The 18,030-nt window shown below is 40.6% G+C and carries 17 protein-coding genes; 12 read left to right on the top strand and 5 right to left on the bottom strand.

Annotated features, from left to right (window positions below; all coding sequences use genetic code 11):
• Positions 1 to 91: 91 nt before the first annotated feature.
• Positions 92 to 1,114 (bottom strand): DUF2860 family protein, encoded by a 1,023-nt coding sequence (locus tag FR932_RS02825; protein ID WP_019443036.1) that lies wholly within the window; start codon positions 1,112 to 1,114, stop codon positions 92 to 94.
• Between the two features lie 314 nt (positions 1,115 to 1,428).
• Here FR932_RS02825 and FR932_RS02820 point away from each other — a divergent pair, with 314 nt between their 5' ends.
• Both FR932_RS02820 and FR932_RS02815 read left to right on the top strand, forming a co-directional pair.
• Positions 1,429 to 2,004 carry an NAD(P)H-dependent oxidoreductase gene (locus FR932_RS02820; RefSeq protein ID WP_019443035.1) on the top strand — a complete coding sequence of 192 codons (576 nt, stop codon included), beginning with the start codon at positions 1,429 to 1,431 and terminating at the stop codon, positions 2,002 to 2,004.
• On the top strand, positions 2,004 to 3,935 hold the full coding sequence (locus tag FR932_RS02815; protein WP_019443034.1) for a monovalent cation:proton antiporter-2 (CPA2) family protein: 1,932 nt from the start codon (positions 2,004 to 2,006) through the stop codon (positions 3,933 to 3,935). The genes FR932_RS02820 and FR932_RS02815 overlap by 1 nt, the downstream gene beginning before the upstream one ends.
• A 90-nt stretch (positions 3,936 to 4,025) precedes the next feature.
• On the opposite strand, the gene FR932_RS02810 is transcribed toward FR932_RS02815, so the two are convergent.
• Positions 4,026 to 5,411 carry a MipA/OmpV family protein gene (locus FR932_RS02810; RefSeq protein ID WP_019443033.1) on the bottom strand — a complete coding sequence of 462 codons (1,386 nt, stop codon included), beginning with the start codon at positions 5,409 to 5,411 and terminating at the stop codon, positions 4,026 to 4,028.
• A 278-nt stretch (positions 5,412 to 5,689) separates the two neighbouring features.
• Between FR932_RS02810 and FR932_RS02805 the strand changes: the two genes are divergently transcribed.
• The 8 genes from FR932_RS02805 (at position 5,690) to FR932_RS02775 (ending at position 13,278) form a co-directional block, all read left to right on the top strand.
• Positions 5,690 to 6,718 (top strand): NADP-dependent oxidoreductase, encoded by a 1,029-nt coding sequence (locus tag FR932_RS02805; RefSeq protein WP_019443032.1) that lies wholly within the window; start codon positions 5,690 to 5,692, stop codon positions 6,716 to 6,718.
• A gap of 25 nt (positions 6,719 to 6,743) precedes the next feature.
• Entirely contained in the window at positions 6,744 to 7,367 is a 624-nt protein-coding gene (locus FR932_RS02800) for a glutathione S-transferase family protein (protein WP_019443031.1), read from the top strand.
• Between the two features lie 150 nt (positions 7,368 to 7,517).
• Positions 7,518 to 9,098 carry a Na+/H+ antiporter NhaC family protein gene (locus tag FR932_RS02795; protein ID WP_240532438.1) on the top strand — a complete coding sequence of 527 codons (1,581 nt, stop codon included), beginning with the start codon at positions 7,518 to 7,520 and terminating at the stop codon, positions 9,096 to 9,098.
• A complete protein-coding gene (locus FR932_RS02790) occupies positions 9,079 to 10,149 on the top strand; it encodes a Rossmann-fold NAD(P)-binding domain-containing protein (protein WP_019443029.1) in 1,071 nt (356 codons plus the stop codon). Before FR932_RS02795 ends, FR932_RS02790 begins: the two co-directional genes overlap by 20 nt.
• A 192-nt stretch (positions 10,150 to 10,341) precedes the next feature.
• Positions 10,342 to 10,464: a hypothetical protein gene (locus tag FR932_RS21775; RefSeq protein WP_276269655.1), complete on the top strand. Its 123-nt coding sequence runs from the start codon at positions 10,342 to 10,344 to the stop codon at positions 10,462 to 10,464.
• Positions 10,465 to 10,470: 6 nt separating this feature from the next.
• Complete coding sequence (locus FR932_RS02785) at positions 10,471 to 11,226, top strand: metal ABC transporter ATP-binding protein (protein ID WP_019443028.1); 756 nt, start codon at positions 10,471 to 10,473, stop codon at positions 11,224 to 11,226.
• Positions 11,223 to 12,083, top strand: a complete 861-nt coding sequence (locus FR932_RS02780) for a metal ABC transporter permease (protein WP_019443027.1) — start codon at positions 11,223 to 11,225, stop codon at positions 12,081 to 12,083. The genes FR932_RS02785 and FR932_RS02780 overlap by 4 nt, the downstream gene beginning before the upstream one ends.
• A gap of 49 nt (positions 12,084 to 12,132) precedes the next feature.
• Positions 12,133 to 13,278 carry a metal ABC transporter solute-binding protein, Zn/Mn family gene (locus FR932_RS02775; protein WP_151676823.1) on the top strand — a complete coding sequence of 382 codons (1,146 nt, stop codon included), beginning with the start codon at positions 12,133 to 12,135 and terminating at the stop codon, positions 13,276 to 13,278.
• Positions 13,279 to 13,415: 137 nt separating this feature from the next.
• On the opposite strand, the gene FR932_RS02770 is transcribed toward FR932_RS02775, so the two are convergent.
• The 3 genes from FR932_RS02770 to FR932_RS02760 form a co-directional block, all read right to left on the bottom strand.
• Entirely contained in the window at positions 13,416 to 14,519 is a 1,104-nt protein-coding gene (locus FR932_RS02770; RefSeq protein ID WP_019443026.1) for a nickel/cobalt transporter, read from the bottom strand.
• Positions 14,520 to 14,534: 15 nt separating this feature from the next.
• Complete coding sequence (locus FR932_RS02765; RefSeq protein ID WP_019628951.1) at positions 14,535 to 15,209, bottom strand: DUF1007 family protein; 675 nt, start codon at positions 15,207 to 15,209, stop codon at positions 14,535 to 14,537.
• A 106-nt stretch (positions 15,210 to 15,315) separates the two neighbouring features.
• Positions 15,316 to 15,672, bottom strand: coding sequence for a winged helix-turn-helix transcriptional regulator (locus FR932_RS02760; RefSeq protein WP_019443024.1), 357 nt, complete (start codon positions 15,670 to 15,672; stop codon positions 15,316 to 15,318).
• A gap of 109 nt (positions 15,673 to 15,781) precedes the next feature.
• Between FR932_RS02760 and FR932_RS02755 the strand changes: the two genes are divergently transcribed.
• Positions 15,782 to 17,116 carry an aldehyde dehydrogenase family protein gene (locus tag FR932_RS02755; protein WP_019443023.1) on the top strand — a complete coding sequence of 445 codons (1,335 nt, stop codon included), beginning with the start codon at positions 15,782 to 15,784 and terminating at the stop codon, positions 17,114 to 17,116.
• 14 nt (positions 17,117 to 17,130) lie between these two features.
• Positions 17,131 to 17,925 (top strand): prolyl hydroxylase family protein, encoded by a 795-nt coding sequence (locus FR932_RS02750; RefSeq protein ID WP_019443022.1) that lies wholly within the window; start codon positions 17,131 to 17,133, stop codon positions 17,923 to 17,925.
• The last annotated feature ends 105 nt before the right edge of the window (positions 17,926 to 18,030 follow it).

Here is an 18,030-nt window from a genome sequence, read left to right as displayed (position 1 = left end):
ACACTTAATAATAAATACGATTTATAAATAAAAAGGGACGTGATACTTATCGTATGACGTCCCTTCTTTCTATTTTTAATACTCGATCTCGTTAAAAATTGTAACTCATACCAACAGACACGAAGTTACTCGTACTATCATAAAAATCTATATTGGCATCAATATCTTTATTTTGATAGATCACGTTTAAATTACTGTCTTCAATATTAAACGGTTTGTCATATGAATAGATTAATGAATAACGCGTCGCATCTTGTTCTTGCGTTTGTGCAAAAATTGGATTTTCTGCGCTATATTCACGATCACTAAATGCGGCTTGTACAGACAAGAAGTGACGCTCATATTTGGTCATTATGCTCAAGCTATAATGTAATTCATCATAACTTTGACTCTCACCTTTAGCATCTTGATTGGCATAATATACATTTGCTTTAGCAAACATGCCTTGCCACAATCGCAGTGAACTCTCTAAACTCAATCTTTGGTAATCACTGTCTCGTTTAAGTTGTTCTTGCTCTCCTGCAGTACAAGCACTGCCACCACAGCCATTGTTCGCACCACTTTGATCATCTTCAATATCATACGATGCATAAGCGTATTCAATTTGCACCGGCATAAATTTATAAGCCACACGCACTGCGGTTGAATCTATGTCTGTTTTTTCTCTTTCAGCACCAACTAAGAAAGGATCTGACCAGGTTTCTTTTAAGAATGGAACATGTGGGATATAAGCAAATGTCATACTCTGACGTTTATCAAAATTATGCGTGACACCCAGTTCGTATTGTATGGCGCTATCTAAAATATTTTGCGGGCTCTGACCTAAAAAATATTGAGTCTGTAAATCTGCGCTTGTATAGGCCAAACGAAAAAAGGGAAATAACAACCCAGTCGAAACGTCCTTACCAGCGTTATCTAGACCATCAATTTTGGCATTATCATCATCGGTATTAAATTGATCTTGTGAATCACTAAAACCAGCATTAATACCAATCGTTCCCGAAAAACCGGGGCTTTTTGCTAAGGGTTTCGCTATTGCCACACTACTAAAGCCAAGTACACTGCTGGTTAGTAATAGCGGCAGTGCAAGTAAACTGTGCTTTCTAGATATCATGTAAAAATAACTCCAATAGTTAATCCATAAACAAAAACGTCGATCATTTTTGATCAATATCAAATTAGTCACGAAATAATAACATAAAGATTCTAATATAATATGCTTAATCACATTCCGGCCTGTTATCGGACAATAATTGGGAAATAACATATATCTCAGTGAGAAAAACCAGAATAACTAAATAAACACTGAAATAATTTGTTTTATATTATAAGCTTAGACCAGAAAATTAATAAAACACACACTTTAGACACTAAGCTGTTGAATACCAGTATAAAGATCTATTTCAATAAAGGATGATTGAAAATCATATGCACAAAATTCTCGTTATATTTGCCCATCCTGCATTACAAAAATCAATTGCACATAAATCATTATTCAATGAAATTCAAAATATTGACGGCATTACTTGTCACGATCTTTACGATACCTATCCCGATTCATTTATCGACATTAAACACGAACAAGTATTATTGCTCAATCACGACATCATCGTCTTACAATTTCCACTTTACTGGTATTCCTGCCCTGCAATTTTAAAAGAGTGGCAAGATCTCGTGCTAGAGCATGGTTTTGCTTATGGTGAAAACGGCGATAAATTGGTGGGTAAAAAAATAATACTCGCGATTTCAACCGGTGGTAGTGCAAATTCATATTCGACGACAGGTTACAACGAACACGATATTAGCCAGTTTTTATTGCCTTTTAGCCAAATGAGTAAGTTATGTAATCTGGAATACCTACCGCCATTTGTCGTGCATGATATTCATAAGCGCCACGATGCGGAGCGAATAGCAGATAAAACGGCCCAATATCGCCAATTGTTATTAGGTTTACAACAGCAAAGTGGTGATACGACCACCACCGACATGGAGAGTAACCAATAATGGAACACGGCGTATTATTTAATATCTTCATCTACCTTGCTGCGGGTGTAGTCGCAGTGCCGATCGCCAAACGTTTGGGACTGGGTTCTGTACTGGGTTATTTAATTGCAGGCGTCATAGTCGGCCCTTATGCGCTAAGCTTGATATCGAATCAAGAAGACGTGATGCACGTGGCTGAGTTCGGTGTCGTGATGATGTTATTCTTGGTCGGTTTGGAACTAAGACCGGCGTTATTATGGCAACTTAAAATGCCTATTCTCGGTACAGGTGGCTTACAGCTTTGTGCTACGACGTTATGTATCTTCTTAATACTGCTTGCTTGTGGTCTTGCATGGCAAACCGCACTCGCCATCGGTTTGATAGTGGCACTCTCCTCCACCGCCATCGTGTTACAAAACTTGCAAGAGCGGGAGTTAATGAAAACCGAAGCCGGTAAAAATGCCTTTGCCGTATTACTATTTCAAGATATCGCCGTGATCCCAATTTTGTCTTTATTACCACTACTGGTGATACAGGATACTGCGATTGTAGAGTCGACAACATCAGGCTGGCTCAGTGCATTAATGATTGCCGGTGTCATTGCTGGCATCATCATCGGTGGACACTTTTTAGTCGTGCCGCTATTACGTATTATCGCCAGTTCACGTTCACGAGAAATCTTTATTGCTACCGCCCTTGCCCTCGTTGTTGGTATTGCCCTCGCGATGGAAGCAGTTGGTTTGTCAGCAGCACTCGGCACCTTCTTAGCAGGCGTGGTTTTAGCTGACAGTGAATACCGTCACGAACTGGAAAGTGATATTGAACCCTTTAAGAGCTTATTACTCGGCATTTTCTTTATCTCGGTCGGGGCCAGTATTGATTTTACTTTGTTACTTGATCAGCCAATATTAGTAGCCATGCTCGTAACTGGCCTTATCGCTGTTAAATTCATCGTGTTGTTTATCACCGGTATTGTCTTCAAAATACAGCGCAGCCAAAATTGGTTATTCTCATGCGCACTGGCACAAGGTGGTGAGTTTGCCTTTGTACTGACTTCATTTGCCCTACAACGCCAAGTACTGGATAACGAGATCGCCAGCTTATTAGTGCTCGTGGTGACTTTATCTATGGTATTTACCCCGCTACTATTAATCATTAACGATAAAATAATAGCGCCGTCATTTAAACGCAAACAGCCCAATGGCAATAAAAAGTCCAAAAAAGCCACTCCTGAGCATCAGATCCCCGATGATACCGACAGTTCTGTCATTATTGCTGGTTTTGGTGGTTTTGGACAAGTTGTTGGCCGCCTCTTGCATGGTTATCATATTAATACCACCATACTCGAAAACGATGTCGGTCAAATTGAGCTATTACAACAGTTCAAATACAAGGTATTTTATGGTGATGCCGAGCAGCTTAATTTATTACACGCTGCCGGGGCTGATAATGCCAAACTATTTATTATTGCCGTTGAAAGTGCTAGCCGCACTAAGCGTATTTTGATTCAAGTTAAAAAGCATTTCCCACACTTAAACGTATTAGTGCGTGCCACCGATCGTAACCATGCCCAGCAGTTAATTCGCTTGGGGGCGGATCATGTATTTCGGGAATCGCTTGATTCAGGCATCAGCTTGGGTGTTGAAGCATTAAAAGCTCTCGGAATGCGTGCTAATCAGGCTCACCGTGCAGGACAAGTATTTCGCCGTCATGATGAAGCCGTTTTACACGAAGAGGCTAAACGAATAAACGAACAAGAACCGGAATTTGTTAACCGCAGTTTAACAGAACGCAGAATATTGAAAAAACTACTGGGCTTGGATGCGTTAACGTATTACGACAACCTAAATGATGCTTGGTCAACCGAAGCCCACAGTAATGAAGAAAAAAATACCGTTGGTAATTTAGCCGCTGCACACAAACACAATAAATCAGCAAGTGAGCAGAGTTAATAAACTAAATGATTATGTAAGATAACGGTGCAGTTGAGTAAAATAGCTATCTAGCGATGATAAGCAAGTGCGCCAGTTTATTAAGTTAAATTAAAAATGCCACTGTACATAAGCTGTTTGATAATTACTGCCGCCTTTAATACGACCAAACACCGAACTCGTTTCAAAAATACCAGAACGATGATGGATACTATAACCAAACCAAGTTTGTGCTAATGCTTTACTTCCAAAAATGTCTCCAACATTCACATCCACAGAAAAATCAATATAGTTAAGTAATTTCGACGCATTTTCATAACCACGTTTACTGTCTTCACCCGTTAGTTCAAAACCTTCAATATAAGTAATATCAGAAACATAAGATAAACCTTCAGCAATACCTAGACGCCAACGCGGGCCAAGTTCGAAAGTGTAAAATGCTTTAATCGCCAAGACCGCTTCAGCAATATCATTTTGAACATCGGAGCTATGATGCCAAACCAATCCTGGAGTGAAGTAAATATCAATAGGCATAGTTAATAAGCTATCTGCAACCTGCACACCATAAAAGAATGAATTCATTTGGTTATTTTCAGTATCGCGCTCAGTTTGAAATTTTAAGATCTCACCAATATTAGATGGGGTTGCCCAGCCATGCGCGAAACGTAAATACTCATCATTTTTTTGCTTTGTAGGCGAACGAACAAACGGCTTGTCAGGATCAGGATAAAAAGCAATACCCAAGAAAGATTCTAGCTGGTAATGCTTTGCGACTGTCTCTAACTCATACACATCATCTTCTAGACGTGTCACGCCAAACTGTCCAATTAAATGAAAATTACTGGCCACATGGTAAGCAGCTCGCACACCACCACTAACAGACACACCAGCACCCGCTTGCTCTAAATCAAAGCCATAATAATAATCGTTAAAATCAGCGCTCTTCCACTTTAATTCAGCAAAAGGAAACAATGACCAGCTATCATATTGCCAACTATACTGGGTTCTCGTATAACCATAAAAACGCTTATAATTATCAGATAATACTGCAATATCCGTTTCCCACGGGCCATCGAAATAACGGTATTGGAAACCAAAATCAAAAGACTGGCCTTTTACTGCATTTTGATATTCTTTCGGAATGTCATCAAAGCGAAATCGACTGTACAGATTAACCTGATGATCTGCGTTTTTCCATAAATGCACACCACCTTCTAAACCATGAATAAAACCATAATCATTCTGAAAGCGGATCAAGGGCAGAATGTCATACACAGCAGTATCTTCACTCACTTCAGACACAGCAAAAGGAATGTCAGCGCGACGCAGGCCTATAGCAACACCCCATTGATTAACCGGTAACGCTGGGGTTTCAATGGCTTGCGGTAGCGATTGAAGCGAATCAGCAACATTGGTTGGATTTTCCGCGTAAACCAAATTGGCAGATAAACTGAAAATACACGCAAGGCGCATAATGTAACGACAATTAAATAACATACTGCTTATTAATACCCAAAGGTTATAAATACTGTTTTTTATATTACTAATAACAATAATAAACCACAATATAATGATGAGGAAGTAAACTACTGGCGCAATAACATAGCGCTATTTGTGTAAAAAAAAGGTCGAACTACAATTAAATCTAGACTGTTTACCTTTAAAGTTAGGATAAAACTACAAAACAATAAGTAGACGACCGGTCTACTATGGCATATAGTGAGGTTATTATCTTGTAAAAATAATGATTAAACTTCCCAATATAAAGGCTCTATATGTCTCAATCAAATTCAGTTAATCGCCGTATTTCGCTTGCTTCACGTCCCGTTGGCGCCCCTATATCAGCAAACTTCAGCCTTGAAGAAACAGCCATTCCAACGCCTGCAAGCGGTGAACTATTATTACGCACCAGTTACTTATCACTAGACCCTTATATGCGTGGGCGCATGAATGATGGTGCTTCTTATGCTGAACCCGTTGCGATCAATGACACCATGGTTGGCGCAACTGTATGCCAAGTGGTTACCTCTTTACACCCTGATTACCAAGCTGGCGAATGGGTACTGGCTTACACAGGTTGGCAGGATTACGGTATTTCAGATGGTGAGGGCCTAATTAAACTAGGCGCAGAACCAACTAACCCTTCTTACGCTCTTGGCATTTTAGGTATGCCTGGTTTTACTGCGTACATGGGACTGCTCGACATTGGTCAACCTAAATCTGGTGATACACTGGTTGTTGCCGCTGCAACAGGGCCTGTTGGCGCTACCGTTGGTCAGATAGGTAAAATAAAAGGTTGTTACGTCGTCGGTGTCGCTGGCGGTGCTGAAAAATGCCAATATGCAGTAGATGTATTAGGCTTTGATAAATGTATTGACCACAAAGCTGACGATTTTGATGCCCAGCTAAAAGCAGCCTGTCCGAAGGGCATTGATGTGTATTTTGAAAACGTCGGCGGTAAAGTATTTGATAGTGTGCTGCCACTGCTAAATACCGGCGCGCGCGTGCCTGTCTGCGGTTTAGTATCGCAATATAACGCAACTGAACTACCATCTGGCCCTGACCGTTTATCACTGCTAATGGGCACGTTATTGGTGAAGCGTATTAAGATGCAAGGTTTTATCATTTTTGATGATTATGCACCGCGTTATAACGAATTTTTCGTGGATATGATGGACTGGCTACAAGCAGGTAAAATCAAGTACCGCGAACATATGATTGATGGTTTAGAAAATGCACCTGCAGCATTCACAGGCATGCTGCAAGGTGAAAACTTCGGCAAACTTGTTATTAAAGTTGCGTAATTAAGCAGTTATATAGGAAACGAACATGATCACATTACACCATTTAAATAAGTCTCGTTCTAAACGTATCATCTGGTTATTAGAAGAGCTAAACGTTGATTACAATGTTATTGCTTACCAACGTGATAGCCAAACATTCTTAGCGCCAGCAGAATTAAAAGCAATTCATCCTTTGGGTAAATCACCTGTTATTGAAGATGATGGTTTAGTGATTGCCGAATCAGGCGCAATTACAGAATACTTGATCAACAAATATGCCGCAGATAGCCTTGCACCAAAACCTGAAACGCAAGAATACATAGCCTATTCACAGTGGCTACATTTCGCTGAAAGCTCGGCTATTTTACCGCTGCTATTAAAAATGTTTGTCGACAAAGACGGTTGTAAAACCAACTTTATGGCAGCTTACGCGGATGCTGAAATAGCGAAAGTAATCAGTTATTTTGATGCGTCACTCGCAGGTAAAACGTATTTAGTAGCAGAGCAACTAAGCGGTGCCGATATTATGATGTCATTTATTGTTGAGATCTTAGCAAACAATAATGTACTCAATAACTTTCCTAACCTTGCTCGTTACAATGAACAACTGCACTCTCACCCTTGTTTATTAACTGCTGGTGACATTGAAGCAAAATACGACAACACTTAGTACAGCACTTAGTGAAAGCGGTAGCCTTATCAAGGTGGTTAAAATTTATTATATTTTAACCACCTTTAACAATTGAATAAATAACCAAAATAAAAGCATAAAAAACCATTTATTAGCGTTTTATCATTGACCCAATCTCTAAAGTTAAATATGATATTTCGTTTACTCATGGATATGTTAGTCATGGATTACTTATTACCACTATCCCCTTCTTTACTCGCTCTCTTCTTGGCATTTACCACTCGAAGGGTTATTTTATCGCTATTTTGTGCTGTACTGCTTGGCAGCTTCATCCTACATGATTATGCCCCAATAGAATCGGTAATAGCCGTCTATAAAGATGGTATTTTCAATCAATTAAAAGGCAGTAATGCTCAAATCATTATTGTTATTACGATTATATCTGGCTTCATTTATTTACTTGAATCATCTAAAGCAATGACGGCGTTTTCACAATCAATCACGCGTTATGTCAGCACGCCTGCCAAATTAAAAACAGGGACTTGGTTATCAGGTATTGCTATCTTTTTTACCGATTCAGGTAACTCACTTATTCTAGGTCCTATCTATCGTCCCTTATACGACAAAATGAAGATATGCCGTGAAAAAATAGCACTAATTATTGACTCAACGTCTTCACCAGTATGTGTATTAATACCTGTGATAAGTTGGGGCGTTTACTCCATGGGACTCATGGAAAAAGCATATACAAATGTCGGTTTAGAAAAAGATGGATTGGCGTTGTTTAAAGAAGTTTGGCTATTTCAACTATACCCCCTGCTAACACTTATCGGTTTATTTTTTATTATCGTATTTGGCGTTAACCTCGGTAAGATGAAACAAGCGCAACAAGATTGTGAAACGGGTAAAAGTGAATACCTTGCAGAATCTGATATCACTACAAACGATAGTGTAAATCCATTAATAGACATGAATGCTGTACAACAATATGGCGCCAAAACAGTCGCGTTAGCACTTTCTTCACTAGCACTATGTATGGCGGCTTTGTTTTTTTACTTTACCCGAGGTGTATCAGGTTCAGCCGAAGCTAAATTAGTCGGCTCAGAGATTAGAACTGCATTAGCCGTTTCTTATTCAGTTGCCTCGGTGATCACAATCCTGGCATTGAGCCGCTTTGGGATCCGAAAAATGAGTGCTTCTGCGGATTCGTTTTTCCAAGGTATGGGAAAGATCACCAGTATTTTGTGTATTTTACTGCTCGCTTGGACCCTTAGCGATATTCTAAAAGCATTAGATACAGGTGCAGTCATTGCGACCATGTTACAGCAACTCAACTTTCCAATTTGGTTACTTGCTAGCACCATCTTTATTATTGGCGCATTCTTATCCATTGCTACCGGTTCTTCATGGGGTACATTTGCGTTGCTGATCCCAATTGTAGCACCGATAGCTTACAGTCTTGATGCCAGCATTATATTGTGTTTTGCCGCGGCTCTTAGTGGAGGATTATTTGGTGACCACTGCTCACCAATTTCTGATACGACCGTACTATCATCAATGTCATCCGGTGTTAATCACATCAATCATGTCGAGACTCAAATGCCTTATGCCATGACTACCGCCTTTTTTACCTTTATCGGTTTTATTCTTGCTTCGATAACGGGTTCTAATTTAACGGTATTAATTATGGCTAGCGCAATGGGTAGCTTTTATTTCCTTTATTCTAAATCTCAACAAGGCAAATTAACTCATGAAAACAATTTATCTTAGAAGTGAAACTAAAAAAGGTGAATGCCGCTCACCACTAACACCACAAGGCGCAAAAGTATTAATGGACGCAGATATTAGCGTGCTGGTAGAAACGTCTACAACACGTACTTTTAGCGATCAAGACTACCGTGACCTTGGGGTTGAGATAACGACTATACCTTGGCAAGAAATGCCAACAGATACGTTGATTTTAGGACTAAAAGAATTACCAGTGAGTGATGCACCGATTTTCCACGATCATATATATTTCGCACATGCTTTTAAAGGACAAGATGAAGCGACGCAAATATTAGCGCGTTTCAATAATGGCGGCGGTCGTATTTTTGATATTGAATTTTTAACCGATGCCGATAACCGCCGTGTGGCCGCATTTGGTTATTGGGCTGGATTTGTTGGCGCTGGTTTAGGCCTGCTTGGTTTTGGCCATTATCAACAGCAACAAGTTGCTTTTCCGACCATCACTCCGTTTGCAAATAAAGAAAGCTTTATTGCCACAATTCAATCTCAACTTGGTGAGAACATCAATGATCTAAATGTGATGGTCATGGGTGCTCTTGGTCGCTGTGGTACTGGCGCAACAGACTTACTTAAAGCAGTGGGTATTAATAAACTGACGCTGTGGGATAAGCAAGAATATGACACTTCACCAAAGCCTATCACCGCTATTTTGTCACAAGATGTGTTTATTAATAGTGTCTATTTGAAAGGCGATATACCACCTATGATTGACCAGTCATTGTTAGCTGGTAATAATAAACTTCGTATTATCAGTGACGTGAGCTGCGATCCAAACAGTGCTAATAACCCACTGCCAGTTTATGATGCGATCACAAATATGACGCAGCCATTTGTGCAGGCTAAATATAGTGAGCATTATCCAGTGTATGTGCAAGCAATTGACCATCTACCAACTTTATTACCAAAAGAATCAAGCGAAGAATTTGCAGATGCATTATTACCACACCTCCTACAACTAGGTAGTGAGAACACATGCTCAGATGTATGGCAAAACGCTGTCGATATCTTTGATCGTGTTCGATGTGATCATTAATACTGCATAACGCATAGCTAACGCCAGTTACACAACAAAGCCCCAAGTACTTAGCGACAGGGGCTTTGTTGTATTCACTGTTACGAAAACAACAAGTTTTGTTATACTATAACATAACACTTGCCACACCTTATTGTTATGTTATAACATCCAAAAACTAAAGTGATATAATCAACAATAAAGAAAAATAAAATGCCGCACAATCAATCATCCACAACTGCATCCCTGTTATTAACCAGTGTATTTGCACGCTTTGGTATTTCCCTTGTCATCATAGTCATGCTTTGGACTGTATTACCTTACCTTGTTGGATAATAAATAATGATTAAAATTAAAAGCTTAAGTGTTTATTATCAAAATAACATCGCGCTTAGCAACATATCAACAACCTTAGATGATGGTGATCTCGTCGCTATTGTCGGTCCCAATGGCGCCGGTAAATCAACCTTATTAAAAAGCATCATGCAACAAATCACCATCAAATCAGGTTCTATCGACCTAGGTGATTTAAGTTTAAAGAATATTGCTTACTTACCACAAAGCAGCCAGATAGATCATACGTTTCCGATCACTGTGACTGAATTTGTATCAGCTGGCGCTTGGCAGCGAACCAGTTTTTGGCGTGTCTTTAGCAAACACGAACAGCACTTATTAAAGCAAGCATTAGCAAAAGTAGATCTTGAAGACATGGCTGGACGTCAAATTAGTCAGCTATCAGGCGGACAATTTCAACGCATGTTGTTTGCACGCATGCTATTACAAAACGCCGAAATTCTATTACTGGATGAACCGTTTGGTGGCGTTGATGCACAGACTACAGAATTGTTAATGCGTGTGGTCCAAGAATGTCAGCAACAAGGTAAAACGGTTATAGCGGTGATCCACGATCTTGCCTTAGTACAACGCTACTTTCCCACCACACTGCTTGTTGCAACTAATTTAATTGCAGCAGGTAAAACAGCTGACGTATTAACTCAACAGTATTTACTGCAAGCAGGCTATCAACATTTTGCTTATTGCGCTGTGCATAACAGCTTTAATAACCCGGCGACTAGCATAGAGAAACGCGCATCATGAGTGCCCAATTATACGAATTATTTATCGCCCCTTTTGCTGATTTTGTATTTATGCAACGCGCCTTATGGGGCATTATTGTGCTAAGTATCAGCGCCACGCCAGTCGGTGTATTTTTAACACTTAGGCGAATGAGTTTAACGGGTGATGCCATGGCGCACGCCATTTTACCTGGCGCAGCGATTGGTTTTCTTATCTCAGGTTTGTCCGTCACAGCTATGACCATTGGCGGTATTATCGCAGGCTGTGTGGTCGCGGTATTAGCTGGTATCGTGGCTCGCCACTCAAAAGCAGAGGAAGATTCAAGCTTAGCGGCATTTTATTTACTCTCTCTGGCTGTTGGCGTACTCATCATTTCCGCAAATGGTAGTAATGTCGATTTATTACACGTGCTATTTGGCTCAACACTCGCATTGAATAACGATGCATTAACACTCATTACCATTATTGCGACTATTTCGACATTCGCACTCGCGCTACTCTATCGACCGTTAGTTTTAGAATGCGTGGATCCACACTTCTTTAAAACGATCAGTAAACTGAGCTCAATTGCCCATTATGGATTTTTACTGCTCGTCGTACTCAATCTGGTCGCAGGTTTTCAAGCGTTAGGTACTTTGATGGCTGTCGGCTTAATGATCCTACCTGCTGCAATAGCCCGATTTTGGTCAAACCATTTAGGCGGCATGTTGACAGTGGCCTTTATCAGTGCCGTGCTAAGTGGTTACTTCGGCCTGTTTCTTTCTTATCACGCTAGCTTAGCAACGAGCCCAGCCATTGTGTTAGTGCTTGGTCTGCTTTATATCACTTCATTAATATTTGGCCGCCAAGGCGGATTACTTTTTAAAAATAATAATTAGCGACTTCATCTTAATTATTCAACGATTAAAATTTACAAAGGACAAGCACATGCTTAAAAACAACCTCAAAGCATCAATAATACTACTTGGTTTAGGCGCTAGCTCAGCAGTAATGGCTGAACAAAAAATAGCGGTGATTAGTAGTTTCTCTATTCTTGGCGATCTCGTATCAGAAGTAGGTAAAGAACATGTCAAAGTAACCAATTTAGTGGGCATTGACGGTGACTCTCATGTATTTAGCCCTACGCCACAAGATGCTAAAGCGATTGCCAAAGCACAGTTAGTCGTCATCAATGGATTACAGTTTGAAGGTTGGATGCCGCGTTTAATTGAAGCAGCCAACTACCGAGGCGTACAAGTTGTCGCTGCGAATGGCATCGATGAGCTCAGTAACAAAGAAGGTGGCAGCGGACATGAGCAACATCACGATGAACATGAAAGCCATGGTCATGAACAGCACAACGACAAACATGAAGACCATGATCACGAACAGCACAACGACAAACATGAAGACCATGATCACGAACAGCACAACGACAAACATGAAGACTATGATCACGAACAGCACAACGACAAACATGAAGACCATGATCACGAACAGCACAACGACAAACATGAAGACCATGATCACGAACAGCACAACGACGAACATGCACATCATGACCACGGTGATATAGACCCGCATGCTTGGCACAGTATTAAAAACGTAAAAGTCTATGTACGAAACATCGCAAAGGGACTGATTCAAGTGGATCCAGAAAACCGCCTTGATTATCAGCAAAACGCGACTGACTATATTCAAGAGTTAGACCAACTAGCATTAACATTAGGTGCTCAACTAGCAACAATACCAGAAGCCCAACGCAAGGTGATCACCCCCCATGATGCTTTTGGTTACTTCGCGCGAGATTTCAATGTCACCTTTTTATCGCCACAAGGAACAAGTACAGGCTCTGAAGCAAGTGCTGCTGATGTCGCTAAATTAATAAAACAAATACGTCATGATAATGTGAATGCTGTATTCATGGAAAATATCGCTGATAATCGCCTAATAGAACAGATTAGCCATGAAACTGACGCTAAAGTAGGTGGCAAGCTATACTCTGATGCATTATCTTCTGCCGACCAACCAGCAGGAACCTACCTTAAGATGATGCAACATAACGTAGATACTATCGTTAGCGCTTTAAAGTAGTAGCTAACGCTGTAGAGTAACAATAACAAGACACAAAAAAGCCCGAAAACCTCAGTGACTGCAGTATTGATAGGCAGTCGCAAAATAGGTTTTCGGGCTTTTTTAATGATTACGGTTTACTGCTAGAACACTTATTACTAAAACATCGGCGACATACCAACAGGTCGAGATTCAAGTAATAATACACCAAGTAATATCAGTACCAAACCACCTATAATCGGGACAATAAATTTGCTGAAACTCACTTGATTATTCGATACTTGACGCTGCTTTCCTGCGGATAAATAACGTCTAACCACTTGTTTACCGGTAATCGTCATAATGGCAATCGTCGATGTTGTTAGCGCCGTACCTAATGCCATCACGACCGCACTAACAATTCCAAGCCAATAAATATCAAGCATATTGGAAAATAACAATACCATAATAGCGCCAGTACAAGGACGAATACCAATACTCAAGATGATAGCCAAATATTCTTTCATAGATGAAGCATCGTTAATTTGTGCTGAAGACACAACGTGTTGATGCCCACAACCACACTTATCATCATGCACATGGTTGGTTAACGCTGACGCCGTAAATTCTGTTTTATACACATTTGTCCGTACACTGCTATGTGCATCCGATAATGGTGTTAAACGCTGAATAACGCCAACCTCACGACTGTGTAATGCTTTTTTATTGTCTTTCATGACTCGGTACATCAACACCAGGTTACGCCAAATAATCACTACACCTAATAAAATAGCCGTATAGAAACTTAAAGGAATAAGCAGCTCAGCTTTATGGTTTATGTCACGCATCGATGCATCAAACAACATCAATAATACCGACACCAGCACCACAGCAACGAGTGCCTGCATAAGTGAAGATATTAGCGTAATGATCAAGCTTAACTTCACCTTAGCATCTTGTGTTGCAATATAAGTGGTGACGATCAACTTACCATGACCGGGGCCTACAGAATGTAAAATGCCATAGAGAAAACTCATGATCATAAGCGATATACCCGCCATTAAGCCTTCATGTTTAGCCGCATATAACAACTCACTAAGCTCACTATTTATCTGCTTTTGCCACTGCATACCAGTCGTCATTAGCGTAGGCCAAAAAGTCCAAATTCCGTAGCCCAAAATAGCAATACTGGCGATGATCATGATAAAGCTTAATTTAGTAACCAAGTGCGATTTAATAACCTGTTCCTTAGTCATCCGACTATTAGAAGATAACGATGCCATTATTTACTCCTGTATTCATATCTGCGAAGGCTGGCAATTAATTATCGCCGTTTGAGTAAACAATTCCCCAAGCGCATCATCGCGCGAAGAATCGACAGGTAAGGACATCACATACGCCATTTGTTCAGATGTAGGTGTAGCATCAATAACTGACAATTTACAGTACTGTGCCAATGTCGGCGATAGCTGAATACCATTTTTAGCAGGCCAACTCATATCCACGTAATAACTTGGATCATAAATGAGCAGTTTGAGTGTTTTATCAGATAACATTAACGGCTTTTTAAGTGGCAGGTAAAAGTCCAATCGCGCTTTCAGTTTATCCTGCGCTAACAATCCTTTTTCTGCTAGCGCGTATTTAATTGGCATACCCGCTTCGTAAAAATAAGTCAGATAATGATTGGTGGTCATATTCTGCATAATCGAGTCAGCAAGATCTTGTAATGTTTGTGCTTTATTTTCTACAGATAAATCTTCACCATCGAGCATGTAAGCAGAGGTCATAGCATCAAACTCCCACGACATCTTAAAGCCAGTAATATACTTACCGTCCCCCTGAATTTCAGTTTGCATATCTACCCATGAATGCGGGTGAGCCACACTGCTGAAGCTAGTAAAAGCTAACAACAACAACGCGAATTTCCTCAACAAATAGAAATAATCACCTGTTAATATTATATAAAAATTCATTTAAACTCTCTAAACAGCTAATAAATAGCAAATCAAACTAAGTGTTATAATATAACATTACATAACTAATATACACAGTTAATATAAACAGTTAATAGACTGATATTTATATGCCGTGTTCTTCTGACCAATCCTTTAAGCGGTTTAAAATATCCAAGGCGGTACGACCAAATTCAGTGATCTCATAGGTGACCGCAATAGGTCTATCACTAATGACTTCACGAATAACCAAACCTTGGCTTTCTAACTCTTTTAAACGCTGATCGACCATTTTCTTGCTTGCACCACCTAGCATGCGAGACAGATCGTTAAAACGTACAGGACCATCTTGTAGATGCCAGAGTATTGATGCTTTCCACTTTCCACCCAACATACGCATACCACGTTCAACAGAACAAGGCTCAGCACATGCATTTATAACTTTTTTTTGACCGTTAGCCATTGTTTCTATTGTTTTTTTCATGACACCCGCCTAGGTTACTAAAAGTATACTGGTTGCTTTTATATCCTAGTATATCAAAATAGTACACATAAACACCTTACAAACTTACGTATATTCAGGAATTAATCAGATGCCAACGTTAACTTCTTATGAACCAATCAGTCGCGCTGCTATCGGCACAGTGAACATCACCACAGCAGCGCAATTACCCATGCTCGTCAGTGCCGCTCAACAAGCACAACGAGACTGGGCAACATTATCGTTAGGTATGCGTCAGCAACAGCTCAACCGCGCTTTTCAACAGCTAACACCAGTGCAAGATCAGTTGGCGACATTAATCAGCCAAGAAATGGGCAAAGACTATCGCCGTGCAACTTATGAAGCTGGCGGTACTATCCAAAGTGCAGCTTATTTTACTGATGAAATAGCCCAAGCGCTGGCACCTGAACGTTTAGATCGTAATACCGAATTACAATATCGACCGCTAGGTATTGTTGCCGTCATTGCACCTTGGAATTATCCTTTAGCCATGGCAAACAATCTATTAATGCCAGCATTAATGGCCGGTAATGCCGTGATCTTAAAGCCATCGGAAGAAACACCTTTAGTGGCAGAGTTGTTTGTTAATACGCTAAATAAAATACTACCAAAGGGGTTATTACAGCTCGCTCAAGGCGATAGTGAAACAGGTAAAGCATTAGTGGCTAGCGCGATCCATATGGTGGCCTTTACCGGTTCGATGGCAACGGGGAAACATATCATGGCCAGTGCAGCACCTGCATTGAAACGTTTGGTGATGGAGCTTGGTGGTAACGACCCAATGATCGTAATGGCAAGTGCTGACATAAATGCAGCAGTACAATTTGCGGTGGCCAGCTCCTTTGAGAATGCCGGACAGATGTGTACATCAACCGAGCGCGTTTATGTTGATAGCCGTATAGCAGCAGAGTTTGAACGGAAAGTCGTCGCTCTAGCACGTCAATATCAGGTGGGTGCTTGGGATAAACCAGGCGTGAATATAGGCCCTCTCGTTAATCCACTACAGCATCAAAAAGTATTAAATCAATTACAAGATGCTACCCAAAAAGGTGCGCAATTACTCTTAGGCCGAGATGATTACCCATTACCTTTTATCCAGCCGACAATCGTCACAGGCATGACCACAGATATGCTCCTAGAGCGTGATGAAACTTTTGGTCCCGTTGTGGCGATCAGCCATTTTAAACACATTGATGAGGCGATCTGCCGTGCTAATGATAGTCCATATGGTTTAGGCGCGGTGGTATTTGGTGGCCAAGGAGCTGCAGCCGTAGCAGAACAACTTGAGGCAGGCATGATTGGTGTTAATCAAGGCATCGGTGGCGGTGCAGCACCTTGGGTAGGCGCGAAACAAAGTGGTTTTGGTTTTCATGGTACTACGGCAGGTCATCGTCAATTTGCCCAAGTACGCGTTATCAGTAAATAATAAGGATTGATAAAATGAGTTTTAAACCAACTAATACAGGCATTCACAAGAGTGACTTTTTTGTTGCCGCCTATGAAGCCGGTGCAGAGCACCCCGCCTTACCTACATGGGCTAACAACAAGGAAAATTTAGCGGCATTATCACTGTTAACCACCAGTAACGTATCAAAAAAAGCCATACCACAAGTACCCGGCGCATTTCAGCTATTAAATGTTTTCTCACCAGAGGAATGCCAGCGACTTATCAATACTAGCGAAGCAATGGGGTATTTAGCCGATGCCGCGGTATCGTTGCCCCGTGATGTGCGCCATAACGATAGTTTAACTTGGGTTGTCGATAAGCAAACTGACGCCATCATTTGGAACCGAGTGAAACATTTAATGACTGATGATGAAGGTATCTTCGATAGTAAAGCTGCAGTCGGTATTAACGCTCGCTTTCGATTCTATCGTTACAATAAAGGCGATTATTTTAAGCCTCATTCAGATGGTTCTTGGCCTGGTAGTCGTGTAATTAACCATAAATTAATTGCCGATTCTTACGGTGATCGCTATAGCCAAATGACCTTTTTGATCTTACTTTCTGAAGATTTTGACGGTGGTGCAACGCGATTCTTAGTCAATGCTAATGATACAAGTCAACCAGCTCGTCGTGGTGATCAAATCACAGAGGTAGATATTCGTACACCAGCAGGCAGTATTTTATGTTTTCCGCATGGTATGCATCCGTTGCATTGTATCCATAGCTCAGAGCCAATTTATCGTGGTACTAAATACATCATTCGCAGTGATGTGTTATTTACATTGTAAGTGTGTGTCAGTGAGTTGTAGATTTAAATTTGAAAACTTATCTCATTCCTGTATGGTGAAGCACAATAAACTATCTGTTTACATTGCACTAAATAGACAATGTAG

Origin of the sequence: Moritella marina ATCC 15381 (assembly GCF_008931805.1) — a bacterium.
GTDB classification, from domain to species: Bacteria; Pseudomonadota; Gammaproteobacteria; order Enterobacterales; family Moritellaceae; genus Moritella; species Moritella marina.
The sequence above is the reverse complement of the archived record's forward strand: the minus strand, read 5'-3'. Positions and strand labels throughout refer to the sequence as shown.